General features: G+C 68.5%; 16 protein-coding genes. 9 read left to right on the plus strand and 7 right to left on the minus strand.

Annotated features, from left to right (window positions below):
- Positions 1-562 precede the first annotated feature (562 nt).
- Both LRD69_RS26175 and LRD69_RS26180 read left to right on the plus strand, forming a co-directional pair.
- Positions 563-4168 carry a S8 family serine peptidase gene (locus LRD69_RS26175; RefSeq protein ID WP_277328987.1) on the plus strand — a complete coding sequence of 1202 codons (3606 nt, stop codon included), beginning with the start codon at positions 563-565 and terminating at the stop codon, positions 4166-4168.
- Between the two features lie 590 nt (positions 4169-4758).
- Positions 4759-6648 (plus strand): BREX system ATP-binding domain-containing protein, encoded by a 1890-nt coding sequence (locus LRD69_RS26180; protein WP_277328988.1) that lies wholly within the window; start codon positions 4759-4761, stop codon positions 6646-6648.
- Here the strand turns inward: LRD69_RS26180 and LRD69_RS26185 are convergent.
- Together LRD69_RS26185 and LRD69_RS26190 are read right to left on the minus strand one after the other, a co-directional pair.
- Positions 6637-7062: a hypothetical protein gene (locus tag LRD69_RS26185; protein WP_277329927.1), complete on the minus strand. Its 426-nt coding sequence runs from the start codon at positions 7060-7062 to the stop codon at positions 6637-6639. The genes LRD69_RS26180 and LRD69_RS26185 overlap by 12 nt on opposite strands.
- Positions 6975-8042, minus strand: a complete 1068-nt coding sequence (locus LRD69_RS26190) for an IS4 family transposase (RefSeq protein ID WP_277328989.1) — start codon at positions 8040-8042, stop codon at positions 6975-6977. The genes LRD69_RS26185 and LRD69_RS26190 overlap by 88 nt, the downstream gene beginning before the upstream one ends.
- Positions 8043-8502: 460 nt before the next feature.
- On the opposite strand from LRD69_RS26190, the gene LRD69_RS26195 reads away from it, so the two are divergent.
- The gene (locus LRD69_RS26195) at positions 8503-8955 is read left to right on the plus strand and encodes a hypothetical protein (protein WP_277328990.1); all 453 of its coding nucleotides are present in this window, start codon (positions 8503-8505) and stop codon (positions 8953-8955) included.
- A gap of 715 nt (positions 8956-9670) precedes the next feature.
- Here the strand turns inward: LRD69_RS26195 and LRD69_RS26200 are convergent.
- Positions 9671-11200 carry a UDP-N-acetylglucosamine 1-carboxyvinyltransferase gene (locus LRD69_RS26200; RefSeq protein WP_277328991.1) on the minus strand — a complete coding sequence of 510 codons (1530 nt, stop codon included), beginning with the start codon at positions 11198-11200 and terminating at the stop codon, positions 9671-9673.
- Positions 11201-11532: 332 nt separating this feature from the next.
- On the opposite strand from LRD69_RS26200, the gene LRD69_RS26205 reads away from it, so the two are divergent.
- On the plus strand, positions 11533-12369 hold the full coding sequence (locus tag LRD69_RS26205; RefSeq protein ID WP_277328992.1) for an alpha/beta hydrolase: 837 nt from the start codon (positions 11533-11535) through the stop codon (positions 12367-12369).
- A 238-nt stretch (positions 12370-12607) separates the two neighbouring features.
- The gene (gene acnA, locus LRD69_RS26210) at positions 12608-15334 is read left to right on the plus strand and encodes an aconitate hydratase AcnA (protein WP_277328993.1); all 2727 of its coding nucleotides are present in this window, start codon (positions 12608-12610) and stop codon (positions 15332-15334) included.
- Positions 15335-15425: 91 nt separating this feature from the next.
- Here acnA and LRD69_RS26215 read toward each other — a convergent pair whose 3' ends face one another.
- The 3 genes from LRD69_RS26215 to xylA all read right to left on the minus strand — a co-directional run bounded on the left by LRD69_RS26215 (position 15426) and on the right by xylA (position 18922).
- Positions 15426-16337, minus strand: a complete 912-nt coding sequence (locus LRD69_RS26215) for a VCBS repeat-containing protein (RefSeq protein ID WP_277328994.1) — start codon at positions 16335-16337, stop codon at positions 15426-15428.
- Between the two features lie 109 nt (positions 16338-16446).
- Complete coding sequence (locus tag LRD69_RS26220) at positions 16447-17298, minus strand: VCBS repeat-containing protein (RefSeq protein WP_277328995.1); 852 nt, start codon at positions 17296-17298, stop codon at positions 16447-16449.
- Positions 17299-17752: 454 nt separating this feature from the next.
- Complete coding sequence (xylA, locus tag LRD69_RS26225) at positions 17753-18922, minus strand: xylose isomerase (protein ID WP_277328996.1); 1170 nt, start codon at positions 18920-18922, stop codon at positions 17753-17755.
- Between the two features lie 427 nt (positions 18923-19349).
- Between xylA and hemC the strand changes: the two genes are divergently transcribed.
- The 4 genes from hemC to LRD69_RS26245 all read left to right on the plus strand — a co-directional run bounded on the left by hemC (position 19350) and on the right by LRD69_RS26245 (position 23040).
- The gene (hemC, locus tag LRD69_RS26230; RefSeq protein WP_277328997.1) at positions 19350-20285 is read left to right on the plus strand and encodes a hydroxymethylbilane synthase; all 936 of its coding nucleotides are present in this window, start codon (positions 19350-19352) and stop codon (positions 20283-20285) included.
- 135 nt (positions 20286-20420) lie between these two features.
- On the plus strand, positions 20421-20921 hold the full coding sequence (locus tag LRD69_RS26235; RefSeq protein ID WP_277328998.1) for a DUF1203 domain-containing protein: 501 nt from the start codon (positions 20421-20423) through the stop codon (positions 20919-20921).
- A 178-nt stretch (positions 20922-21099) separates the two neighbouring features.
- Complete coding sequence (locus LRD69_RS26240) at positions 21100-21762, plus strand: histidine phosphatase family protein (protein ID WP_277328999.1); 663 nt, start codon at positions 21100-21102, stop codon at positions 21760-21762.
- Between the two features lie 189 nt (positions 21763-21951).
- Positions 21952-23040 (plus strand): lytic polysaccharide monooxygenase, encoded by a 1089-nt coding sequence (locus tag LRD69_RS26245; protein WP_277329879.1) that lies wholly within the window; start codon positions 21952-21954, stop codon positions 23038-23040.
- A gap of 53 nt (positions 23041-23093) precedes the next feature.
- Here the strand turns inward: LRD69_RS26245 and LRD69_RS26250 are convergent, their stop codons facing one another.
- Complete coding sequence (locus LRD69_RS26250; protein WP_277329000.1) at positions 23094-26942, minus strand: GH92 family glycosyl hydrolase; 3849 nt, start codon at positions 26940-26942, stop codon at positions 23094-23096.
- Positions 26943-26981: the final 39 nt, after the last annotated feature.

The raw sequence follows: 26981 nt of genomic DNA on the forward strand, positions 1-26981 counted from the left end.
AGGTGCCGCAGCTGTGAATCGGGCGCCGGCACCGATCCCGGTGTCGGCGCCTGGGGGCGACTCCCACCCTTGCGATTCATGTGAGTTCTACGAATCTCTTCCGGCGCCTCTCCTGATGCCACCTCAAGTCTTCGCAGTGCTCCGGCACTTTGCGCCACATCGTCTTTGGCGACTGCGGCCTGCGGATTGGCGGAGGAGCCCCTTCGCCTCCATCCATGCAACCTACACGTAAAACCGGTGTCGATGTGTTAACCAACCTTTGATTAAAGAGTTTTGAGCCCGGCGCATCACCTCGCCGGAGCCGACCATTTCAGCCATTCATCAACCTGGAGACAGCATGGGAATTTCCCCTGCCCGACGAAGATCCGCTGTGTGTGTAGGTGTTGCCCTTGTCGCCGCGCTGTTGCCCCCTGCGACGGCCTACGGTGCCGACACTCCCACGGAAAAGGCAACGGCTTCGCCGGCCGCGACCACCGGAACGAACCGCGCACCGGCCACGGTCACCCTGATCACCGGCGACAAGTTGACGGTGACTCCGGGAGCCGCAGGTACACCTCCCGAGGTGAGCGTCAAGCGCGCGCCGGGCGCCACCGGCTCGGTGCGTGTCTCCCAGGAGGACGGGCACACCTTCGTGTACCCGGACGAGGCCATGCCGTATGTCGCGGCCGGCCGGCTCGACCAGGAACTCTTCGACGTCACCTCGCTGCTGGCCCAGGGCTACGACGACAAGCACGCCGCCGAGCTGCCGCTGATCCTCACCCACACCAAGGGATCGGCGGCCCTCAAGCCCTCCGATGACACGACGGCCCTGCCTGGCACCAAGACCACGCTGAGCCTTCCCGCCGTCCACGGCGAGGCGGTCCGCACCCACCGGTCCAAGGCCGGCGCCTTCTGGTCCACCCTCACCGGCCCGGCCCGGCATGAGAAGACCGGCGGGAAGGACAAGGCCGACTCCGCCCCCCACTCTCCGAAGTCCGCCCCCTTCGCGGCGGGCGTCGACAAGGTGTGGCTCGACGGCAGGGTGAAGGCCACCCTCGCCGACAGCACCGGACAGATCGGCGCGCCCGCCGCGTGGGCCTCCGGAGGCACCGGCGCCGGGGTCCGGGTCGCCGTCCTGGACTCCGGGGTCGACGCCGCCCACCCGGACCTCGCGCCGCGCATCGTGGACTCCAAGAGCTTCGTCCCGGGCGAGACCATCACGGACCGCCTCGGCCACGGAACCCACACCGCCTCGACGATCGCGGGCACCGGCGCCGCCTCCGACGGCAAGGAGCGGGGCGTCGCCCCCGAGGCCGACCTGCTGGTGGGCAAGGTCCTCAGCGACGAGGGCCCCGGCCTGGACTCCTGGATCATCGCCGGCATGGAGTGGGCGGCCCGGACCGAACACGCCAAGGTCATCAGCATGAGCCTGGGTGACGCCAACCGGCACGCCCAGAACGACCCGATGAGCATGGCCGTGAACGAGCTGACCGCCGAGACCGGCGCGCTCTTCGTGGTGGCCGCGGGCAACGAGGGAACCGGCCCGTACACCGTGACCTCGCCGGCCACCGCGGACGCCGCGCTCACCGTCGGCGCGGTGGACAGCTCCAACGCGCTGGCCAACTTCTCCGGTGCCGGACCGCGTCAGCTCGACGACGGCCTCAAGCCCGACATCACCGCCCCCGGCGTGGGCGTGCTGGCAGCACGCTCGCAGTACCTCCCGGACATCGACAACAACTACTACACGGGCATGGACGGCACGTCCATGGCAGCGCCGCATGTCGCGGGCGCGGCGGTCCTGCTGGCCCAGAAGCACCCCGAGTGGACGGCTCAGGACCTCAAGAGCGCCCTGATGTCCACCAGCATGCGCACCCCCGACTACAGCCCCTACCAGGCCGGGACCGGCCGGGTGCTGGTGCCCGCCGCGTACTACACCGAGGCCTTCGCGACCGGGTCGGTCGACGCGGGGATCGTGCCCTGGGCGCCCGGCACCCAGCCGCAGCCGATCCGGCGTGAGATCACGTACACCAACATCACCGACAGCCCCATCACGCTGGACCTCTCCGTCGACGCGGACGACGCGTCGTCCGGTGCGTTCTCCCTAGGCGCCGGTCAGGTGACCGTGCCCGCGCACGGAACCGCGCAGGCCGACGTGGTGGTGGACCCGGCAGGGCTTGCCGCGGGTCTGCACTCCGCGCAGGTCACCGCGAGCGGCCCCACCCCGGGTGGCTCCGCGAACCTGCACACGGTCGTGGGCGTCTCCGTCGAGTCGGAGAAGCACGACCTCACGATCCAGCTGAAGGACCGCTCCGGCCGGCCCATGAGCGGCTCCGTCATGATCATGGGTGACAACGGGGTCGACACCGCTCTGTGGGTTCCCGAGAGCGGGACGCTCACCAGCCGCTGGACTCCCGGCACCTACGCGCTCCGCGCCTATGTGGACGTGGAGGGAACGCACGGCCCCACCTCCCTCGGCGCGGCCGCGCTGGTCGCTCCCGAGGTGGACCTGAGCACCGACCGTGACGTGGTGCTGGATGCCTCGCAGGCCCGCCAGGTGAAGGTGGACACCGCCCAGCCGACCGCCGTCGTCAACAGCCGGCTCGACATCTGGCGCTCCTTCACCTCCACCGAGCCCACGCCGGGCGCCGGAGTCTTCGACGCGCTGTTCCCGCCGGTCGTCTACGACAGCATCTGGGCCCTGCCGACCGGGGACAAGGTGACGAAGGGCAGCTTCGCCTTCGGCACCAGGTTCCGCGCGGAGCAGACCCCGCTGACGGTCACCGTCGACCGACACCCCCTCCAGAACGTCCTTCCGCAGCCGGGAGCCCCGTCGCTGCCGGAGGGCAACTCCTCCCTGGACGCCGTCTTCGCCGGTGACGGCGCGAGCGCCGACTACGCCGGCCTCTCCGCCCGCGGCAAGGCCGTTGTCGTCCGCGGTGGCACAGTCGCCGCCGTGGACCAGGCGGAGGCGGCGGCTCAGGCCGGTGCCACGCTGCTGCTGGTCGTCGGTCAGGGTCCCGGCCAGACGCTCGACTGGTACGGCAAGTCCGACCTCACCACGACCGGAACGGTCCCGGTCGCCTCGCTCGCCCAGGACGAGGGCGAGGAACTGATCGAGAAGATCAGCACCGCGGGCAAGGGCGGGGTGCGCCTGCCGGCCGAGGCCCACCCCACGCCCGACTACCTCTACGACTTGGCGGACTACCACATCGGCGCGGTGCCCGCGGATCCCTCCGCCGACACCGACCCCCACCACCTCGCCCGGATCGACCAGGACTTCGCCGTCCCCGAGGGGCTGAACGCCACCGAGAAGCGGGACGACTACCCGCCGTACCACCTCGGGGGCCAGTACGCCTACCAGTCGGGGAAGGTCTTGCGTCTTCCGTTCGAGAGGCAGCCGCTCGCCGCGGGACCGCGCACCGACTGGGTCTCCGCCGACTCCAACGTCAAGTGGCAGGAGTTCGTAGAGCTGGCGAAGCAGGATCAGCGCACCGACACGCTGACCTACGAGCCCGGCAGCGTGCTGAAGGAAAACTGGTTCCGTCCGATCGTCCGGCCTCGCATGCTCCAGGACGACGCTCTCTACCGCTACCCGGACGGCTCGTTCAGCGGCGCCGTCGAAGGGTACAGCGACTCGGGAGCGACGCACGGCGGCTCGACCGGCCCCCAGTTCAGCACGTTCTACCAGGGTGACACCGAGCTCTCGGGAAGCCCCTTCCAATGGATCGGTACCGGCAACCTGGCACCGGAGAAGCTCCCGTACCGGCTGGTCGTCGACACGAGCGGCGTCACCACGCTCGGCCCCTGGTCCACCAGCACGCGAACCGAGTGGCGTTTCCTCTCCGGCGACGTCACCAGCGCGCAGAAGATCCCCCTGGTCCAGCTGGACTACGACGTGGACGTGGACGCCGAGGGTTGGGCGGACCGCAGGACCGACCTCACCATCAGCCCCAGCGTCCTCGGCGGCTCCGTCCCGGAGGACGAGGTCGCCTCGCTCACCCTGGAGATCTCCTACGACGACGGGGCGACCTGGCAGAAGCAGGGCGTGAAGGAGAAGAAGGGCGCCTGGTCGGCCTCCCTGAAGGCTCCCTCCGGCGCCGACAGCGTCTCCCTCCGGGTCAACGCCGAACAGGACAACGGCGGCGGCATCACCCAGAGCATCACCCGGGCCTTTGGCCTCAAGCCTTGAGGTGGGCGAAGGTGAGGCCGAACTGACGGGCCTCGACTGACAAGCCCGGGGAGGGCCCATCCGGCTCCTCCCCGGGTTCGTCGCGGCAGCCTGGGCTCATGCGGAGCAGAACAGGCCGTTGCGGGCCGACCAGCACATTCTGATGTCCCGTTTCATGATCGACCCGGTGGGCGCGGATCTGCGGGGACTGGATCGGCGCCCGCGGGCTGGCATGGTCGTTCATCACCTCACCAGATGCCGAGCTGTGGACACCGCTGATGGATCACCTCGGCCACCAGCAGATCCATCAGACCTCCTGGGATCGCGAGCGGGTCTTCACCTTGTTCGCCTGTGACTGGCGCGTTACGCCTCTGGAGATCTGGTTCGACCGCACTCAACCCGGGGCCCGCGGTCCAGCGCGGGGCAGCCGGAATCTGACCGGCAGCCACGCATGGCGGTTGTCGTCGTCCGCACCGCAGTGAGCACAAGTGAGCAGTGTTCGGCCTGTTGAGTGAGCACCTAGCTGCGCGATGGTGGCATCAGTGCGAAAGAGGTGCCCCGTGGAGTTTTGTTTGCTGGGTCCCCTGGAAATCAGGCGGGACACTGAGGTGTTGGACATCGGACCGCCGAAGCGGCGTGCCCTGTTGCTTCGCCTGCTTCTGGAGAACGGGCGCGCCGTCGCAGTGGAGAGGCTGTGTGACGATCTCTGGGACGGCAGCCCGCCGCCCAGCGCACTGTCCTCGCTGCACGCCCACATCAGCAGGCTGCGCATGGTCTTGGAACCCGACCGGGCTCGCCAGGAACAGGCGATGGTGCTGCGCAGTGTTCCTACCGGCTACGCTCTTCGGGTTCCTCTCGAAGAACTCGACTCGGCGCAGTTCGAGCGGGCGGTCGAGCGGGCGCACACGCTCGCGGGTGGCAGCCGTATCGGGGAGGCTCGTAAGGAGATCGAGCGGGCCATGAGCCTATGGCGTGGTGCCCCACTCGCCGATGCCTCCCAATACCGTTTCGCTGAACGGGAGGCTGTTCGGCTTGAGGAACTGAAACTGTCTGCCGAGGAGTTGCGTACCACGCTGCTGTTCCAGGAAGGACAGGTAGCCCAGGCGATCAGCGGCGCCGAGAGACTTGTCGAGCGAGACCCCCTGCGTGAGGCGTCCTGGGCCATGCTCATGCGCGCCCTGTACGTCGCCGGCCGCCATGCGGAGGCACTTCAGCGCTATGAGACGGTCCGCGCGCTGCTCTCACGTGATCGTGGCCTTGATCCCGGGCCCACACTTCGCGAGACCCGACTCGCCATACTGCGGCACGACACGGTGGTGCTGCAGCCTCCCGCCCTTCCCTTCTCCGGCTCCGCGTCCGTCTCGACCACGATCCCGCGGCAGGTCCACGTGCGGGAACCACTCTTGGGACGGGAGGAGGAGGTCGACCGGCTGTCCGGGATGTTGCAGGCGGCTGCCGGCGGACGCACGAGCTGGGCCGTGGTGTCCGGAGAGCCGGGAGTGGGCAAGACCAGGATCGCCGAAGAGCTGGCCCGACAGGCGGCCGAAGCCGGATTCGGGGCCTTGTGGGTGCAGTGCACCGAGGAAGGCCATCTGGCGCTGCCGGACGGACCGTATGACCGACTGGCGAGAGAGTTGCGCCAGCGGGCGTCGGACAGGTCATCCGATACCGCGGACACCCCCACCTTGTGCGTCCTCGAGGATGTCCACCGTGCCCCCGCCGAGATGAGAGGACTGCTGTCCTCGTACGCGCGGATCCTGCGCGGAGCACACCTCGCTGTGCTATGCACCGTCGCGGACGACCCCGGAACCGACGTGGAGCAACTTCTGGCAGACCTGGCGGGCTGTGGAGCTGATCAGATACGGCTCGCTCCGCTCACGGAGGCCGCTGTCAAGCGCATAGTTGAGGAAGCGGAGGGTTACACCGTGCCACGGAGCACGGCGACAGAACTCCACGAACTCAGCGGTGGCAACCCTTTCCTGCTCACTGAGTTGCTCAAGCTGCCGGCACCGCTGCGGGCGAGGGTGTCCGATCAGGTACCGCCAGCCGTTCAGAGCGTGGTCCGCGTCCGGCTCGCTCGGCTGACACCCGACGCTCGGACGATTATCGACAGCGCGGCGGTTCTTGGTGCCCGGCCCGACATGAATCTTGTGGCCAGGCTCACCGGGATGCCCGTGGACACCGTGCTTCAGTTGGCGGATCAAGCCGTCGTCGGCAACCTGCTGTGCTGGAGCGAGGCGACCCAGAACGAACCGGGTGGATACCGATTCCCGGCTGGTGTGCTCTTGCGCGGGGTCCTCGCCCAACTGAGTCCGGCGCGTCGCCAGACTCTGCACGCCGAGGCTGCCCGCGCGCTCGTGACAGCAGCGACGCGGCACACCGAGGACATCGCGGCGCACGTAGCGGCGGCAGGTCCTGCTCTGCCGCGGAACGAACGAATGCATGTTGCCCTGCGGCGCGAGCACGATGATGGGCTCAACACCGTTGCGTTAGCGCCGTGAGCGGCTGTTGAGGCCGTGGGCGAAGAACGCGACGGTGGTGCGGACGGTGTAGTTCTGGGCCTTCTGGGGGTGCTGTCCGGCGTTTGGTCCGTACTTGCTGGTGGGGTTCTTGCGGGTGCGAGCCTTCACTCGTTGCCGTCGGTGGGCGGGCAGGAGGTCGCCCAGGGCCGCGTGGCCGATCGTGCTGACCAGGTCGACGAGGGTGTTGGGGAAGATTCCATGGCCGGCGGTGACGGTGTCGGTTGCGGCGGCCAGCAGGACGGTGAAACTGATCCGTTCCATGGGTACTTCCGGCCGTCCGGTCAGGGCGTCGTCGCCGGCGCGGATCAGAGCCTGGTAGGCGGTGAGCAGGGCGTAGACCTCTTGGTCGAGGCCATCGATGCTGCGGGAGCGCAGGACGCGGCCGTCGACCATCGTGGCCTTGATCGAAAATACGTAGTTTCCGCCTGCCACCGGCGGTGATAGAGATAAACGAGCTCGGCGGCCGGAAAGCGGACAGGGTCCAGCAGGTTTGTGATCAGCCGCCACTGCTCGGTGCGGACGGTGCCATCGGCCATGGTGACGGTGAGGGTCGCCTCGATCACGCGCACCGGCAGCAGTACCCGCAGGACGCCGTAGCCGATGCGGGCGATGTAGGAGCCGTCGCCCAGGTGCTCGGCGGGGGTGGGGACACGGCGGGCCCCGGAACGCACCAGGAACCGGGCCCCGCTCTGGTGGACGGCATCAAGGAACTCGTTGCCGTCGAAGGCCGCGACGGCCAGCAGGAGCATCGTCTTGTCCGGGGCGGTCAGAAGCCGCTTGGCATAGGGGAGTTCACCCTCGGACTCCGGTCCGAAGGCGGCGGCTATGAGCGCGCGGGTGCCGCACTCGACTAGGGTCAGCAGCCGTAGGAGCGGATAGCCGAACTCCAGACTCTCCCCGGCCCGCTTGGGGTAGCGCCAGGTGAGCGTCTCGTCGTCGGGGGTGTGCAGCAGGGTCCCGTCGACAGCCACCGTGCGCAGGCTCCGGTAGAAGGACCCGGCCTGCCCGGGACGGGCGACGGGCCCGGCAAGCGTCTCGAACAGACGCCGCAGAGGTGCAGCCCCCACCCTGCGCCTGGCCCGCGTCAGCGAGGAGACCGCAGGATGCACCAGGGCCAGCGGGGTCACGGCGGCGGTCAGCTTGGACCACACCGTGCGGTACGAGCGATGCTCGAACAGCGCGAGAGCGAGCACGAAGTGCACCACCACCCGCGAAGGCAGCAGCCGCGGACGCTTCTCGCGCCGACCGGTCTCCTCCAGCACGGCGTCCACCAGCGCGAAGTCCACGATCAGGGTCAACTCCCCCAGATGACCCGGCGCGAACACACCCCGAGCTGTTTCGATCGTGGACGTGATGACAGACTTCTCCTGCAACGGGACCCCTGACCTTGATCGATTTTCTTCGCCGATCGTTGATCTATCAGGTGGTCCCGTTGCGCTGTTCAGCAGGGCTTGACGTACAGCTCAGGGGCCCAAACGCAACGGACGCGCAGGCGTCCGCGGGCTACTCACTCGGCGCCGCGACGTCACCGTCGCCCGCCAGCAACCGCACCGACGCCCTCGCCACGCTCCTCGCCCGCAAAGCCTTCGGCACCAAAACCCTCACCGACGTCACCCACCCCGGCCTCGACGCCGTCACCACGGCCACCGACCTCGCCACCACCAACGCTGTCCGCTTCGGCAGTGCCAAAAGCAGTGCTCCCGCTACGGCAGCATCACCGAACCCATCAGCGTCGCCACCGCCGTCGCGGCCTCGGCCGCCTACCCCGCCCTCCTGCCCGCCCTGGAACGCACCTTCACCTTCCAGCGTGGCAACGAACGTCGGCAGCACACCGTGCTGCTCACCGACGGGGGTGTCTACGACAACCTGGGCCTGTCCGTTCTCGAACCCGGACGTTCACCCCAGTACACCGACCACGTCTACGACGTCCCCTTCATCATCTCCTGCGACGCCGGACCTGGCGAACTCCCGCTCAAGGCCCCCCACTTCATGCTCGGGCGAATGATCCGCTCCTTCGAAGTCGTCCATCGCAAATCACAGGACTCTTCCCGCCCCCGCCTCCACGAATGGGCCTCCAGCGGTCGCATCGACGGCTTCGCCCTCGCCTACCTCGGCATGAAAGACGAACGCCTCCCTACCCGGCCCGCCGACCTCGTTTCCCGCAGCACGGTCGCCTCCTACCCCACCAACTTCGCCGCCATGAACCAGACCAGCTTCGACGCCCTTACCACCCGAGGAGAACAGCTCATGCGCAGCATCCTCCCGCTGTACTTCCGGCCCCTCTGACAGACGCTCGGACGAACAGCAGCGAGGAGAAGGCAACGCGGTACCTCCCCGCGCCCGGCCAGCCCAATTTCCGGTGTGGCCGATGCCTTCGTCCTGCTTGTCGAACCGAGCCGGATCACGACTCATGCTTCAGTTGGCCCTGCACGACGGACGGCACCCCAGCCTCCAGGAGCCCGAGGGCCACCGGCCGAAACCTGAGAGCGCAAAGCATTGACGCTTCCCGGATCCGCTCCCCCGGTACGGCCGTCTCAGACCGGGGGAGCGTCGGAGGGCTGCTGCGTCAGTCGATTTACGGTACTCGCGGCGGTGCGAGAGTCAGCACAAGCAGCACCCACCCAGCCGGTGGCCCCAGGCCGACGGCCGAAGGGCATTACCAAATCGGCAAGGGTCGCCGCCTCAGCACCGTGATGGTTACCGGGGTGGCTTGCCGGGTCTTCGACGTGGGTGCCGATGGTCGACCAGACGCGGTCGGCGTGACACGACCGACATCGGACGTTGCGAGGCCACTTCGGCGACAACCCTTCGTGAAGGCTGACGGATACTCAGGCATCTCTGACGTATCGTCAACCATGCAAGATCATCTTGCATGTGCGTTGCACAAGGTGCTGAAAAACAACAGTGATCAGTGGAGGGCTGTGAAGGCAGATATCCGCAGGTCAGCTGGCATGTTGAGGTGTCGTGCCCCTCGCCTTCAAGGGACGCGACACCCCGCCGGTCAGATGTCGCGGAAGATCTCGATCTGCGCGCCCACCGAGTTGAGTCGTTCCGCCAGCTCCTCGTACCCGCGGTTGATGACATACACGTTGCGCAGTACGGAGGTTCCCTCAGCCGCCATCATGGCCAGCAGCACCACCACGGCGGGCCGCAGCGCCGGCGGGCACATCATCTCGGCCGCGCGCCAGCGGGTCGGGCCCTCCACCAGGACCCGGTGCGGGTCGAGGAGCTGGAGCCGGCCGCCGAGGCGGTTGAGGTCCGTCAGATAGATGGCGCGGTTGTCGTAGACCCAGTCGTGTATCAGGGTTTTGCCGTGCGCCGAGGCGGCGATGGCCGCGAAGAACGGCACGTTGTCGATGTTGAGGCCGGGGAACGGCATCGGGTGGATCTTGTCGATCGGGGCCTCCAGCTTGGAGGGCCGGACCGTCAGATCGACCAGCCGGGTACGGCCGTTGTCCGCCGCGTACTCCGCCGTACGGTCGCAGTCGACGCCCATCTCCTCCAGTACCGCGAGCTCGATCTCCAGGAACTCGACCGGTACCCGGCGGATCGTCAGCTCGGACTCCGTCACCACGGCGGCGGCGAGCAGGCTCATCGCCTCGACCGGGTCCTCGGAGGGGGAGTAGTCGACATCCACGTCGATGTTCGGCACGCCGTGCACGGTCAGCGTCGTCGTACCGACGCCGTCGATCCGTACGCCCAGCGCCTCCAGGAAGAAGCACAGGTCCTGGACCATGTAGTTGGACGACGCGTTGCGGATGACGGTTGTGCCGTCGTGGCGGGCGGCGGCCAGCAGCGCGTTCTCCGTCACGGTGTCGCCGCGCTCGGTCAGCACGATGGGACGGTCGGGGGAGACCGAACGGTTGATCTGGGCGTGGTAGAGGCCCTCGGTCGCGGCGATCTCGAGGCCGAACCGGCGCAGCGCGATCATGTGCGGCTCGATGGTCCGGGTGCCGAGGTCGCAGCCGCCCGCGTACGGCAGCGTGAACTGGTCCATCCGGTGCAGCAGAGGGCCGAGGAACATGATGATGGACCGGGTGCGGCGGGCCGCGTCGGCGTCGATGGCGGCCATGTCGAGCCGGGCCGGAGGGACGATCTCCAGATCGGTCCCGTCGTTGATCCACCGGGTGCGGACACCGATGGAGTTCAGCACTTCGAGGAGCCGGTAGACCTCCTCGATACGGGCGACGCGTCGAAGTACCGTACGCCCCTTGTTGAGCAGCGAGCCGCACAGCAGCGCCACGCATGCGTTCTTGCTGGTCTTGACGTCTATCGAGCCGGAGAGCCGGCGTCCGCCGACCACCCGCAGGTGCATCGGCCCGGCATAGCCGAGCGACACGATCTCACTGTCGAGTGCTTCACCTATTCGGGCAATCATCTCAAGGCTGATGTTCTGATTGCCGCGTTCGATGCGGTTCACGGCGCTCTGGCTGGTGCCGAGCGCTTCGGCGAGATGGCTCTGTGTCCAGCCCTGGTGCTGACGGGCGTCACGTATGAGCTTGCCGATGCGTGCGAGGTAGTCGTCTGACATGCCGCCACGTTATCTCAGATATGAGATGGGGGCCGTTCGGGGTGTGGTGTTCGGGTGACGGGTGGGGCGACACGCCGGTGGGAGAGCGGCGGGATCGGCGTGCGCAGGGTACGAGGCTGCGGGGCGCCGCTACATGACACATGCCGCGGCGCCGCCATGGCATGCGCTGCCCGCTCCCATCGTCCCCTCGGCGCGGCGGCCCGTCGCGCGGGGAGCGTCCGGGCGGGTGCCGCGTCGTGGGTATTCCGGCATGGCGCCCTGTGGCGCAGGCCGTTCACGTGAGCCGGGGAACCCGGTTGCCCGGGCCGAACACGACTGAGAGGGTCTCGGCCATGCCTACTTTCTCCGCGCATGACGGAACCGAGCTCGCCTACCACGTGTCCGGAGAGGGTTCCCCGGTGGTCTGTCTCCCCGGGGGGCCGCAGGATTCCGCCTACCTGGGCGATCTCGGAGGCTTTTCCGCGCGCAGGCGGCTGATCAGGCCGGACATCCGGGGCACCGGCCGGTCCGCGATGCCGCAGGACATCACCTCCTGTCGGTGCGACCGGCTCGTCGACGACGTGGAGGCCCTGCGTGAGCACCTCGGCCTGGACCGGATGGATCTGCTCGCGCACTCCGCCGGCGCGAATGTGGCGGCGCAGTATGTGGCCCGCCATCCGGAGCGTGTCGGCAGGCTCGCACTGGTCGCGCCGAGCGTCAGAGCCGTCGGTCTCGCGATCACGGGAGACCTCCGGCGCGAGACCGCTCTGCTCCGTCGCGGCGAGCCGTGGTTCCCGGCGGCCTTCGCGGCTCTGGAGGAGATCGTGGCGGGCAGGGCCGCCGCCGACTCCTGGCAGGCCGTCGCGCCGTTCTCCTACGGCCGCTGGGACGAGGTGGCCCGGGCCCATCAGGGGGCCGAGGAGCGCCAGACGAACGCCGAGGTGGTGGCCGCCTTCGGTGCCGAAGGCGCCTTCGATCCGGACGCCACCCGCACCGCGCTCGCCCGCTTCGCGCCGCCGGTGCTGCTGCTTGCCGGGGAGGTCGACCTGGGAGCCCCTCCGCGCACCGTGGCAGAGTTCACCGAGCTGTTTCCGAATGCGGAACTCGTCGTTCAGCCCGGAGCCGGACACTTCCCGTGGCTCGACGACGCCGACCGTTTCGTGACGGCCGTCGGGGCATTCCTGGGGTGAACGGCCGCCTTCCCGGTGCGGCGCGGGCAGCCGGGCATGACCCTTCCAGGACGATGTACTAGAGTTATCTCGACATCGAGATATCTGCCGAAGGCGCACCGCAGCCGCCAGCCGGTAAGGGTTACCTAACTAAGCCTTACCTTAGCGGATGGTGGAGGAGCCGTAGGCGGCACCACGCGGCGCCCGCCGTAATGAGGCGCGGCGCGGTAGTACGCGCACATTGATGAAGGAGACTGTCGTGTCGGCGAACAGCTTCGACGCCCGCAGCACGCTGCGCGTGGGCGACGAGTCGTACGAGATCTTCAAGCTGGACAAGGTCGAGGGCTCCGCGCGCCTGCCTTACAGCCTGAAGGTGCTGCTGGAGAACCTGCTCCGCACCGAGGACGGCGCGAACATCACCGCCGACCACATCCGGGCGCTCGGTGGCTGGGACTCCCAGGCCCAGCCCAGCCAGGAGATCCAGTTCACGCCGGCCCGCGTGATCATGCAGGACTTCACCGGCGTTCCCTGTGTCGTGGACCTCGCCACCATGCGTGAGGCCGTGAAGGAGCTCGGCGGCGACCCGGCGAAGATCAACCCCCTCGCGCCGGCCGAGCTGGTCATCGACCACTCCGTCATCGCGGACAAGTTCGGCACCAACGACGCGTTCGCGCAGAACGTCGAGCTGGAGTACGGCCGGAACAAGGAGCGCTACCAGTTCCTGCGCTGGGGCCAGACCGCCTTCGACGAGTTCAAGGTCGTCCCGCCGGGCACCGGCATCGTCCACCAGGTCAACATCGAGCACCTGGCCCGTACGGTCATGGTCCGCAACGGCCAGGCGTACCCCGACACCCTCGTCGGCACCGACTCGCACACCACCATGGTCAACGGCCTCGGTGTGCTGGGCTGGGGCGTCGGCGGCATCGAGGCCGAGGCCGCGATGCTCGGCCAGCCGGTCTCCATGCTCATCCCGCGCGTCGTCGGCTTCAAGCTGACCGGCGAGCTGCCCACCGGCACCACCGCCACCGACCTCGTGCTCACCATCACGGAGATGCTCCGCAAGCACGGCGTCGTCGGCAAGTTCGTCGAGTTCTACGGTGAGGGCGTCGCCGCCACCTCCCTCGCGAACCGCGCCACCATCGGCAACATGTCGCCGGAGTTCGGCTCCACCGCCGCGATCTTCCCGATCGACGACGAGACGCTGAAGTACCTGCGCCTGACCGGCCGTGACGAGCAGCAGGTCGCGCTCGTCGAGGCGTACGCCAAGGAGCAGGGCCTGTGGCTCGACCCGGCCGCCGAGCCGGACTTCTCCGAGAAGCTGGAGCTCGACCTCTCCACGGTCGTCCCCTCCATCGCCGGCCCGAAGCGCCCGCAGGACCGCATCGTTCTCGCCAACGCCGCGGAGCAGTTCGCGCAGGACGTCCGCAACTACGTCTCCGAGGACGAGGAGTCCGGCAAGGAGTCCTTCCCGGCCTCCGACGCCCCGGCCTCCTCCAACGGTGTGCCGTCGCGTCCGACCACGGTCACCGCCCCCGACGGGACGACGTACGAGATCGACCACGGCGCCGTCACCGTCGCCGCGATCACCTCCTGCACCAACACCTCGAACCCGTACGTCATGGTCGCCGCCGCGCTCGTGGCCAAGAAGGCGGTCGAGAAGGGCCTGACCCGCAAGCCGTGGGTCAAGACCACGCTCGCCCCGGGCTCCAAGGTCGTCACCGACTACTTCGACAAGGCGGGCCTGACCCCGTACCTCGACAAGGTCGGCTTCAACCTCGTCGGCTACGGCTGCACCACCTGCATCGGCAACTCCGGCCCGCTGCCGGAGGAGGTCTCCAAGGCGGTCAACGAGCACGACCTGGCCGTGACCTCGGTGCTCTCCGGCAACCGCAACTTCGAGGGCCGGATCAACCCCGACGTCAAGATGAACTACCTGGCGTCCCCGCCGCTGGTCGTCGCGTACGCCATCGCCGGTTCGATGAAGGTCGACATCACCAAGGACGCCCTGGGCATCGACCAGAACGGCAAGCCGGTCTACCTCGCGGACATCTGGCCCACCGAGGCCGAGGTCAACGACGTCGTCGCCAACTCCATCGGCGAGGACATGTTCAACAAGTCCTACCAGGACGTCTTCGCGGGCGACGCCCAGTGGCAGGCGCTGCCGATCCCGACCGGCAACACCTTCGAGTGGGACGCCGAGTCGACGTACGTCCGTAAGCCCCCTTACTTCGAGGGCATGACGATGGAGACCACCCCGGTCTCCGACATCACCGGCGCACGCGTGCTGGCCAAGCTGGGCGACTCGGTCACCACCGACCACATCTCCCCGGCCGGTGCGATCAAGGCCGACACCCCGGCCGGCACGTACCTGACGGAGCACGGCGTCGAGCGCCGCGACTTCAACTCGTACGGCTCGCGCCGCGGCAACCACGAGGTCATGATTCGCGGCACCTTCGCGAACATCCGCCTGCGCAACCAGATCGCCCCGGGCACCGAGGGTGGTTTCACCCGCGACTTCACCCAGGCTGCGTCCGCGGGCGATGCCCCCGTGTCGTTCATCTACGACGCCTCGCAGAACTACCAGGCCGCCGGCGTCCCGCTGGTCATCCTGGCGGGCAAGGAGTACGGCTCCGGCTCGTCCCGCGACTGGGCCGCCAAGGGCACCGCGCTCCTGGGCGTCAAGGCCGTCATCGCCGAGTCGTACGAGCGCATCCACCGCTCGAACCTCATCGGCATGGGCGTCCTCCCGCTCCAGTTCCCGGAGGGCGCGACCGCCGAGGCCCTCGGCCTCACCGGCGAGGAGACCTTCTCCTTCACCGGCGTGACCGAGCTGAACAACGGCTCCACGCCGCGCACGGTCAAGGTCTCCACCGACACCGGTGTGGAGTTCGACGCGGTCGTCCGCATCGACACCCCCGGTGAGGCGGACTACTACCGCAACGGCGGCATCATGCAGTACGTGCTCCGCAGCCTGATCCGCAAGTAGGGATCGGCGCACCACGGCGGAAGGGCCGCATCCCCGGTGACGGGGGTGCGGCCCTTCGTTGTGCACGGGGTGTTACCGGCTACCTGACGGCTCAGAACATGAGGCGGTAGGTGTTCCAGCCGGAGGTACCGATCTGCACGCGGGCCTTGTACGGGGCGGCCGCGTTACCGGTGCCCTGGTAGCTCCACAGAGCCCCGGCCTTGTCGCGCGCGATGAGGTCGGTGATTCCGTCGATGTTCAGGTCACCGCTGGAGATGAGGTAGTTGTACGTGTTCCAGCCGGCGCCGATCTTGGTGCGGGCGGCGAACGGGGCCTTGTAGTTGCCCGTGCCCTTGTACAGCCAGAGGATGCCGCCCGAGTCGCGGGCGACGAGGTCGTTCTTGCCGTCGCCCGTCAGGTCGCCGTTGCCGGCGAGCTGGGTGTAGACGTTCCAGCCGCCGCCGACCTTGTAACGGCCCGTCAGCTTGCCGTTGCCGTAGTTCAGGTACAGGTACAGGTTGCCGCTGCTGTCGCGGCCGAGCAGATCGCCCGCCGCGGCGCCGCCCAGGTTGCCCGGGGAGACCAGCTTGTTGTAGATGTTCCAGCCACTGCCGACCTTGGTCGGGGTTGTGACGTCGAAGTTCTGGTAGTCGAGGGTCGAGCCCTCGCGGGACCAGATGCCGTCCGCTTCTCCGTCGCCGCCGTTGTCCACCTGCAGGACGGAGTTGACGGGCTGCCAGTTCTCACCGGCCTTGACGCGGGCGGTGAGGCCACCCTTGCCGGTGGGCGCGTACGAGTACGCGGTACCGGTCGAGTCGATGCCGTAGAGGGCGAAGATCGGGGTGGTCGCAGCGGCGGCGGCTGCCGCGCGGGGCTGCGCGACGCCGGCGCCCAGGGAGGGCTGAGCGTTCGGGGAGTCGGCGGCGACCGCGGAGGTACCGGTTCCGACGAGGGCGGCGGTGAGTGCCGCGGCCGCTGCGCGAGCGGCTATGTGTCTGCGCTTACGGCCAGAAGTCTTGGCCACGAAGTACTCCATGGATCGAGATGAGTTGTGGCCCGCCCGTGAGCGCAGGCGGGCCACAAGTTTCACTCGAATGGTGTCATCATTTCGGGTGAGAAACTTGCCATTTCGATCAGAAGAGCAGACGGTACGTGTTCCAGCCGCCCGTACCGATCTTGACCCGCGACTTGTACGGGGCGGCAGCGTTGCCGGTGCCCGTGTAGAGGTAGAGGGCGCCCGAGGCGTCCCGGCCGATCAGGTCGGTCACGCCGTCCAGGTCGATGTCACCGGGAGCGAACACGGTGTTGTACGTGTTCCAGCCGGCGCCGACCTTGGTGCGGGCGGCGAACGGGGCCTTGTAGTTGCCCGTGCCCTTGTACAGCCAGAGAACTCCGGCCTTGTCGCGGGCGACGATGTCGTTCTTGCCGTCGCCGGTCAGGTCGCCGTTGCCGGCCAGCTGGGTGTAGGCACCCCAGCCGCCGCCGACCGTGTAGCGCTTGGTGACGGTGCCGTCCCCGTAGCCCAGGTAGAGGAAGAGGTATCCGGCGGTGTCACGGCCGAGGAAGTCGCCTGCCTCGGCGCCGCCGAGATTGCCGGCGGAGAGCAGCTTGTTGTAGATGCCCCAGCCGTGACCGACGTTCTTGGCTGCGGAGTTGTCGTTGGCGGCGTAGAGCAGATTGCCCTTGCTGTCGGTCTGCCAGCGGCCGTCGGCGATGCTGTCGGCGTTGTTGTCCACCCGGCCGACGTACGTCACGTCCTTCCAGCCGGAGTCGAACGCGACGGGCCCCTCGAGGCCGCCGGTGCCGTTGGGTGCGTAGTAGTACGAGGCGCCGGCGCTGTTGAGGCCGGTCAGTCCGAACAGGGGCGCGTCGCCCGGCGTGGCAGCGAACGCGGAGGTCCCGGTGCCGACGAGGGCCGCGGTTATCGCGGCAGCGGCGAGACGGACGGCGGTGCGTCCGTGCCGACGGCCAGAAGTCTTGGCCACGTGGTTTCTCCATACTGCTGAGACGAGTCGTGGCGTGTGTCCGGACAACGGGACACGCCACGGATTTCCGGAGGATCCTTTCACGGTTCCCTCACAGGTCAATGGGTTTCCCCGGATACGATCAAGGCCACATCTGCGCCTGGGGTAGCGGTCCTTGGCGGATCCGGACAGGCCGAGGCGGGGCCGGAGGGCCTCGGCCGTGCAGTCGTCGGTGCCCCTCACCCGAGGGCGGTCAGCGTGTGGATTCCGTGCAACTCGTCCGTAACGTCCCGGAGCGAACGGCAGCCTTGCGAGCCCGGGCCGGGCCGGCGCGCGGGCGCGACGGGCCGGACGGACTGCGTCGCACGTACATGTGCGAACGCCCGGGCACGGACCTGACAGGTCCGCACCCGGGCGGGGTCGAGCGGGGTGGGGTGTGTCCGGCGGACCGCAGTCACCGGACACACCGGAGAGGTCAGCGAACGCCGAGCAGGTGCTCCATGGCGAGCTGGTCGAGCGCCTCGAACGCCATCGAGCGCTCGGCGGCGGCCGCCACGTCGAACTCCTCGAACGCGGTGGTGTCGGCGAGCAGGCCCTTGAGGCCGTCCTCGGCGGTGGGCTGGGCGAGCTCGTCGAGGCGGGAAGCGCGCAGCGCCTCCTGGACGGCCGGGTCGGCGCGGAACGCGGTGGCGCGCTCCTTGAGGATCAGGTAGTTGCGCATGCAGTTCTTCGCGGACTCCCAGACCCCGTCGAAGCCGTCGGTGCGCACCGGCTTGAAGTCGAAGTGGAGCGGGCCCGCGTAGTCGGACGTCTCGAGCAGGTCGACGAGCCAGAACGCCTGGCGAAGGTCGCCGGCGCCGAAGCGGAAGTCCTGGTCGTACTTGATGCCGGACTGGCCGTTGAGGTCGATGTGGTAGAGCTTGCCCGCCCACAGTGCCTGCGCGATGCCGTGCGGGAAGTTCAGCCCGGCCATCTGCTCGTGGCCGACCTCGGGGTTCACGCCGTACAGCTCCGGGCGCTCCAGGCGCTCGATGAACGCCAGAGCGTGACCGACGGTCGGCAGAAGGATGTCGCCGCGGGGCTCGTTCGGCTTCGGCTCGATCGCGAACCGGAGGTCGTAACCCTGCTCGACGACGTACTCACCGAGGAGGTCGAAGGCCTCCTTCATGCGGTCCAGCGCCACCCGCACGTCCTTGGAGCCACCGAACTCGGCGCCCTCACGGCCGCCCCACGCCACATAGGTCTCGGCGCCGAGCTCGACGGCGAGGTCGATGTTGCGGATGACCTTGCGCAGCGCGTACCGACGCACCTCGCGGTCGTTGGAGGTGAAGCCGCCGTCCTTGAACACGGGCTGCGTGAACAGGTTCGTCGTGGCCATCGGGACCTTCAGACCGGTGCGGTCCAGGGCGTCCTTGAAGCGCGTGATGATCGCGGCCCGCTCGCTGTCCGAGGAACCGAACGGGATCAGGTCGTCGTCGTGGAAGGTCACACCGTGCGCACCGAGCTCCGCCAGACGCTCGACGGACTCGACCGGGTCGAGCGCGGGACGGGTGGCGTCACCGAAGGGGTCGTTGCCGCGCCAGCCGACGGTCCAGAGGCCGAAGGTGAACTTGTCCGCGGAGGTGGGGGTGAAACGGTCCGACATGAATCTGCCTCTTGTCGACGAGGGCCCGGACGGCTGCACCGCCGACCGACCAATTTGTTTGCTGACAGTACTAATACTGCATCTCGGCGCTTGTTGCCAGACCGTCTCCGTGACACATCGGTCACATAGGGACAACATGGTGGCATCGACCGATCCCCGAGCGCCCTGGGTGGAGTGAACCGGCGCGTCGTTCCTCCCTCTGTTCGGTATCCCGGACGGATTTGTTTTGTGTCCGATCAAAATCTGGTCGCGAGGGAGCGCAGGGCGGTGCGGCAGTGGCGGCCGTCTCCCTGCCCACGCAGGCCGCGGCACCCCGCCAGGCGCTTCGCACGTGTGCCCGAGTGGTCCCAACTGGCCTTCCCTTCTCATGACATGGGTTCGCGAGGTCTGCGCGGACACCCGCATCCGAAGGTCTATCGTGGGCGACATGTCCGCCCCTGAACTCATCCGCATCGTGTCCCGCGACTCGCCCATGGCGCTCGCCCAGGTGGAGCGCGTCCGTACCGAGCTGGCCGCGCTCCTTCCCGGCACCGCCACCGAGGTCGTCGCGGTCAAGACGACCGGCGACAAGTGGATGGGTGACCTGGCCCACGTCGAGGGGAAGGGGGCGTTCACCAAGGAGGTCGACGAGGCCCTGCTCACGGGCCTGGCGGACCTCGCCGTGCACTGCGTCAAGGACGTCCCGGCCGACCGGCCGCTGCCCGCCGGCACCACCTTCGCGGCCTTCCTCGAACGGGACGACATCCGCGACGCACTCGTGCACCCCGGCGGTCTCACGCTGGACGAGCTCCCCGACGGGGCCCGGATCGGCACCTCCTCCGTGCGGCGCAGCGCCCAGCTGGCCGCCTCGCACCCGCACCTCCAGTGCGTGCCGATGCGCGGCAACGCCAACCGCCGCCTGGACAAGCTCGCCGCAGGAGACGCGGACGCGCTGCTCCTGGCCGTCTCCGGACTGGAACGCATCGGCCGCACGGATGTGATCACCGAAGTCCTGCCGGTCGATGTGATGTGCCCGCCGATCGGGGCCGGGATCCTCGCCCTCCAGTGCCGCGAGGGCGATGCGGAGCTGATCGACGCGATCAGCGGCCTCGGCCACCCCGCCACCCACCGCGAGGCGACCGCGGAGCGCATGTTCCTGCACGTGCTGCAGGGCCACTGCAACAGCCCCATCGCCGGATACGCCCACACCGACGGCGGCGGCGAACTGTCGCTGCGGGCAAAGGTGTTCACGCCGGACGGGAAGGTGGTCCTCAACGCGCACGAGTGGGCGGGCCGCCTGGACCCGGCCACGCTCGGCACGTCGGTCGCGGTCGCCCTCCTGCGCCAGGGCGCCCGCGAACTCATCGACGGCATCCCGCACTGAACCGGGCCGGCCGTCGGCCCGTGCGGCGTCGACGGTGACCGGCCCGCGTTGCGCCGCTGTTCGGGCTCTCCGCCCGTTCAGGGCGACGTCTGATTCTCGCCGGCGCAGGGACAAGTGCCCGGCGACGCTGGGGTCATGAACACGACTCATGAGGCCCGTGCCATCGATGCGGGCGTACTGAAGCAGCTGCGCGAGCGGGACGACGCCGGTCTCGCTCGGCAGTCCGTCATCGATCCGCAGGGCGGTGCCCCGCTGCGCTGCTGTTTGCGGCACAGCGAGGCCGGCGAGCGGATCGTCCTCGTCTCCTACGCGCCCTTGCGCCGCTGGGCGGCCGAGACCGGTGTCGACCCGGGCCCGTACGACGAGTGCGGCCCTGTGTTCATCCATGCCGACGAATGCGGCGGGCAGACCTCCGGTCCCGGCTACCCGGCCGAACTGCACGGCGCTCGCCGGGTGTTGCGTGCGTACAGTGCCGAGGGGCACATCCTTGGTGGCACGCTGATCGAGATCCCCACGGAACGGGCCGCCGAGGTGGACAGTGCGCTGCGTGGCGTCTTCGCCGACCCGGCCGTGGAACTGGTGCACGTCCGCGCGGTGGAGTTCGGCTGTTTCATGGTGGAGATACGCCGCGGGTAGGACAGGCGCCACCTATGTGCCGGTCGGTCCAGGACGCCCCGGGCCGGGAAGCCGTCCGGCCGGACCGGCGGACACGGGGCCGACGCACCCGGGAACGGCTCAACGGCCAGCCCTCGGTGGGCACGTAACCTACGCAGAGGACGGGGGACGCGCAGAGCACAGAGAGCGGACGGCACGCATGGGCGAGTTGCTTCTGATCCGGCACGGTGAGACCGAGTGGTCCCGGTCCGGGCGGCACACGAGCCATACCGATCTGCCGCTGACCGACCTCGGTGAGCGTCAGGCCCGCGCCCTCGTACCGCTGCTCGCCGACCGCAAGATCGGGCTCACTCTGGTCAGTCCGGCCCTGCGTGCCCGGCGCACCGCCGAACTCGCCGGGCTGACCTCTCCCCGTATCGTCCCTGACCTGCGAGAATGGGACTACGGCGGCTACGAAGGTGTGACCACGGTCGAGATCCACCGCACCCGGCCCACCTGGAACCTGTGGACCGACGGCGTCACCCCCGGCCCGGAGGCGCATCCCGGGGAGTCGCCGGCGCAGGTGGGGGAGCGGGCCGACCGGGTGCTCACCCAGGTCCGGGCAGCCGCCGAAACGGTGGGGGACGCCGACCTCGCACTCGTTGCGCACTCCCACTTCCTGCGCGTGTTCACCGCCCGCTATCTGGGGCTGAGTCCGGCCGGCGGCACCCTGTTCCGGCTCGCCACAGGGGCTGTGTCCCGGCTCGGAACCGAGCACGGCAATCCCGTCATCACCGCCCTGAACGTGGCGCTCCCCGAGAGTCTCTTCCACATGGTCGCACCGGAGCCGCCGGAGGCGACCGACTCGTCCCGGGACATGTGACGCCGGGGGCGTCCGGGGCGGGGTGAGGGACGCCGGACGCGCGGCTCCCGGCGTTCACAGGGATTCGCCCGGCGTTTACAGGGATGGAGGAGCGCGCTAGCCTCCCGCAGTGAAGTGGGAGCGCTCCCAAGCCTCCGTGTTCGTCCACCCGCACATCGCCCCACCCGAAGCGAAGGGACGTACATCGTGATCCACTCATTGAGCCGCCGATTACCGGCCGGCAGCACGATCCTCGCCGGTACCCGGCGCAGAGCCATCCTCCTGACCCTCCTCGCCCTGCTCACCACCATCCCCGCACTCGGGCTCGTGCTCACGACCGGGCAGCGGGCCGAGGCGCACGGCACGCCCATGAAGCCGGGCAGCCGCACCTTCCTGTGCTGGCAGGACGCGCTGACCGGCACCGGTGAGATCAAACCGGTCAACCCCGCCTGCGCGGCCGCGGCGCAGCAGAGCGGGACGACCCCGTTCTACAACTGGTTCTCGGTGCTCCGCTCCGACGGCGCGGGGCGCACCCGCGGTTTCGTCCCCGACGGCGAGCTGTGCAGCGGCGGGAACCCGAACTTCACCGGGTTCAATCAGCCCCGCGACGACTGGCCGCTCACCCATCTGACCTCGGGCGCGACCGTCGACTTCGCGTACAACGCCTGGGCCGCACACCCTGGTTCGTTCTACGTCTACCTCACCAAGGACGGCTTCGACCCGACGAAGACGCTCACCTGGGACGACATGGAGGACACCCCCTTCCTCACCGTCGATCACCCGCCGCTGAACGGGACCCCGGGCACGGTCGAGGCCAACTACTCCTGGTCCGGCGCCCTTCCGGCGGGCAAGGAGGGCCGCCACATCGTCTATGTGGTCTGGCAGCGTTCCGACAGCCAGGAGACCTTCTACTCCTGCTCCGACGTCGTCTTCGACGGCGGAAACGGCGAGGTGACGGGGGTCAAGGACCCGACCACCCCGACCGAGCCGCCGCCGGGTCTGTGCACCGCGGTCCCGCGCACCACCAACAGCTGGACCGGCGGCTACCAGTCGGAGGTCACCGTCACCAACACCGGCGACGTACCGATGCTCGGCTGGATGGTCGGCTGGACGCAGCCGGACGGCCAACGCGTCGACAGCCTCTGGAACGGCGCGATGACCGTCCAGGGACAGGACGTGATGGTCCACAACGCGGACTGGAACGGACCCCTCGATCCCGGTGAATCCGCCACCTTCGGATACGTCTCCTCGGGCGGGGAGCCGGATCCGGCCACGCAGTTCGACTGCACCGTGGGATGAGCGAACGGCCGGTACCTCACCCGAGGTACCGGCCGTTCACAGGAGGGCGGGGGTCAGGAGATCAGCTCCACCTCCGCCAGCGTTCCCTCACCTTCCGGCACCAGGCGGTAGTGCGCGTACGTTCCCGCCGTGCTCACCGAGAACACCCGGGTCTGCTTGTCCCACGCGAACGACTGCGCCGACCGCTTGTCCAGGTCCTTCCACGTCGTGCCGTCCGACGAGCCCTGCAGCACCCAGCCCTTCGGGGCCTTCGCCGCCGCGCCCGACGTCAGTGTGTACTGGACCGCCTTCGTCGATGCGGGCACCGACAGCTCCAGCGGGCCGTTCACCGTCGCGGTCGTGGCCGACGTGTTGTCGAACAGGGCGCCCTCGCCCTTCAGCACGTCCTTCTTCGGCGACGGCACCTGGTCGTCCTTGGTGATCGACGTCGGGGCCGCGTCCTTGCCCGTGCCCCATGCCGACGGCTTGGGGCCCATGTCGAACTCGAGGACACCGCCCTTGGCGAGCAGGTCGTGCGGCAGCGACGTGGACGTCCACTTCTTGCCGTTGACCTTCAGGCCCTGCACATAGATGTTCTTCGCGCTGTTCTTCGGGGCCTTGACCACCAGGTCGTGGCCGTTCTCCAGGTGGACGGTCGTCTTCGTGAAGAGCGGCGAGCCGATCGCGTACTCCCCACTGCCCATCACCAGCGGGTAGAAGCCGAGCGAGGAGAAGAGGTACCAGGCCGACTGCTCGCCGTTGTCCTCGTCACCGTGGTAGCCCTGGCCGATCTCGCTGCCGGTGTAGAGGCGGCCGAGGACCTCGCGGACCTTCTCCTGGGTCTTCCAGGGCTGCGACGCAGCGTCGTACATGTACGTGACGTGGTGCGCGACCTGGTTGCTGTGGCCGTACATGCCCATCCGGACGTCACGCGCCTCCGTCATCTCGTGGATGACACCGCCGTACGAGCCGACGAACTCCGGGCCCGCCGTCTCGGGGGTGGAGAAGTACGTGTCGAGCTTCTTGGCCAGGCCGTCGCGGCCGCCGTACAGGTTCGCCAGACCGCGGCTGTCCTGCGGGGCCGTGAACGCGTAGCCCCAGCCGTTCGTCTCCGTGTAGTCGTAGCCCCAGATGCGCGGGTCGTACGTGTCGGAGGCGACCCGCCAGTCACCCTTGGCGTCCTTGCCCTGGAAGAAGCCCGCCTTGGAGTCGAACAGCTCGACATAGTTGCGGGCCCGGTTCAGGAAGTACTCCGACTCCTCCTTGTACCGCTCCTTCTTCGTCTTCTTGTAGAGCGCCTGGCCCATCTGCGCGAGGCCGTAGTCGTTGAGGTAGCCCTCCAGCGACCAGGACAGACCCTCGTGCGTCGACGTGTTCGCGTAACCCGCGAACGGGGACGTCTCCATGCCCTTGCGACCGACACCCGACGACGGCGGAACCACCGTGGCGTTCTTCAGCGCCGCCTCGTAGGCCGCCTCGCCGTCGAACTTCACGCCCTTGACGTAGGCGTCCGCGAACGCGACGTCCGACGAGGTGCCGGTCATCAGGTCGGCGTAGCCGGGGGAGGACCAGCGGGAGATCCAGCCGCCGTCCTTGTACTGCTGGACGAAGCCGTCGACCATCTCGCCGGCTTTCTTCGGCGTGAGGAACGAGTACGCGGGCCAGGTCGTCCGGTACGTGTCCCAGAAGCCGTTGTTGACGTACACCTTGCCGTCGACGATCTTCGCACCCGTGTGGGTGGGGGTGTCGGAGCCGATCTGCGGAGAGAACGGGCTGGCGTACTGGTCCTTGCCGCCGACCTTCTCGAAGCCCGAGTTCGGGTAGAGATACAGGCGGTACATGCTGGAGTAGAGACTCGTCAGCTGGTCGGCGTCGGCGCCCTCGACCTCCACCTTGCCCAGGATGTCGTCCCAGGCGTGCTGCGCCTGGTCCTCGACGCGGCCGAAGGAACGGGACGCGGGGATCTCCGCGGCGAGGTTCTGCTTCGCCTGGTCGATGCTGATCAGCGAGGTGGCCAGGCGGAGGTTGACCGTACGGTCCTTGCCGGCGTCGAAGCGGAGGTAGCCCGTCACGTCGTCACCGCCGCCGCCCTTGAGCTTGCCGCTCGCGGTGACCGGTGCGTCGAAGACGCCGTAGACGAAGAGCCGGGTGGCGCCGGTGGAGAGGCCGCTCTTCACGTCGGAGAAGCCGGTGAAGGAGCTGGTCCCGGGGTCGAGGGTGAGCCCGCCGTCGTTGGAGATGTTGTCGAAGACGACGGACGCGTCGTCACCGGGGTAGGTGAACCGCATCCGTGCCGCGTGGTCGGTCGGCGTCATCTCGGCCTTGAGGCCGTTCTCGAACGTCACACCGTAGTAGTGCGGCTTCGCCGTCTCGTTCTCGTGCTTGAACGGCAGCGCGCGCGCCGTGCGGGAGGCGTCCGGCTCGTCCTTGGCCACCGACGGCATCAGCTGGAACGTCTGCCGGTCGCCCATCCAGGGGCTCGGCTCATGGCTCGCGCTGAACGCCTGGAGCGTGGGCAGGTTGTCGTCGTTGTTGGCACGCTGGTAGTCGTACAGCCAGCTCGTCGAGCCGGCGTTGGTGACGGGCGTCCAGAAGTTGAAGCCGTTCGGGACCGCGGTGGCGGGGAAGTTGTTGCCGCGCGAGAAACCGCCGCTGGAGTTGGTGCCGCGGACCGTCGACGCGTAGTCGGACAGGTGCGCCCGGCGCTTCTCGGGAGCCTTCGGGGCGAGCTTGATGTCGTCGATCCAGCCCTGGAACTTCGCCGGGCCCTTGGGGGAGTCGTACGCCACCAGGATCCGGTCGACGGTCTTGCCCGCCGCGACCGTGCCGATGCGGGAGGCGACCTTGTTCCACTGGTTGACGTACAGCCGCTTGGCGTCGGCCTGGCCCTGCGGGGTCAGCAGACCGCCGTGGCTGTCGGTGGCGCCCAGGTCGCTCAGATACGTGCCGTCGGTGAAGGCGAGATCGACCGACACATGGGTGGCGGGGTACGAGAGGTCCGTCTCGCCCATCTGGGGGTAGACCAGGTAGGAGAGTTCGGTGTCCCGCGTGACGGCCGTGTCGACGTCGAAGACCTTGTTGTACGAGTACGCGTGGCCGTCCGGCTTGTGCGTGCCCGCGTACCGCAGGGCCTTCTTTCCGGTGAAGCCCGCGCCGGCCTTGGCCGTGGGCGAGCCGGACGGGCCGCGGTCGATCTGGCTGCGCATCTCCTCGGGGGCGGGGGTGCTGGTGTCGCCGTCGGAGAACTGGACGTCGGCGAGCTGGGTGATGCCCGAGCCGCCCTTGTTCTTCGTGATGTCCAGGCGGAAATGCTGGTAGGCCGTGTCGTTCGAGAAGTCGTACGACTTCGTCTGGAAGCGCTCGGAGAAGGACTGGTCGGTCCGGGAGTCGAGGTCGGTCCAGGTCTTGCCGTCGGTCGAGCCCTTGAGGGTCCAGTCCTTCGGGTCGCGCTCGTCGTGGTCATTGGCCGAAGTGAGCGCGTATGTCACGACCTTGACCGGTTCGTCGAGGTCGAACTCGATCCAGCCGGTGGGTTCGAAGGTCAGCCACTTCGAGGAGGACTCCCCGTCGATCAGGTTCTCCTTCACCTCGCCGCCGCCGGTGTTCTCACCGCTGGCGCGAAGATCCGTGACCTTGTCGGTGACATTGCCCGGTATTCCGGCGGAGAAGCCGCCGTCGATACCCGATGCCCGCTTCTTCCCGTCCGGTCCCTCTTCCACGGTGTTGCGCCAGTCCGGCTGCTTTTCGTTCGCTTCGAACGATGAGCTGAATGTCTGGTCGCCCGTGGGCTTTTCACCCTTTCCGGCAGACCTCGCCGACTGCGCGGCGGCCGTGGTGGGGGCGGTCACCACCAGGACCAGTGAAGCCGCGATGAGTGCGGCCGTACGGTTATGTCTCTTACGAGAACCATGTCGGGGCTGCATGCCGAGCCATTCCTCCCGAGGAAAGCGCGCTGGACAACG

The organism is Streptomyces sp. JH14 (assembly GCF_029428675.1).
In the GTDB taxonomy this organism is placed as follows: Bacteria; Actinomycetota; Actinomycetes; order Streptomycetales; family Streptomycetaceae; genus Streptomyces.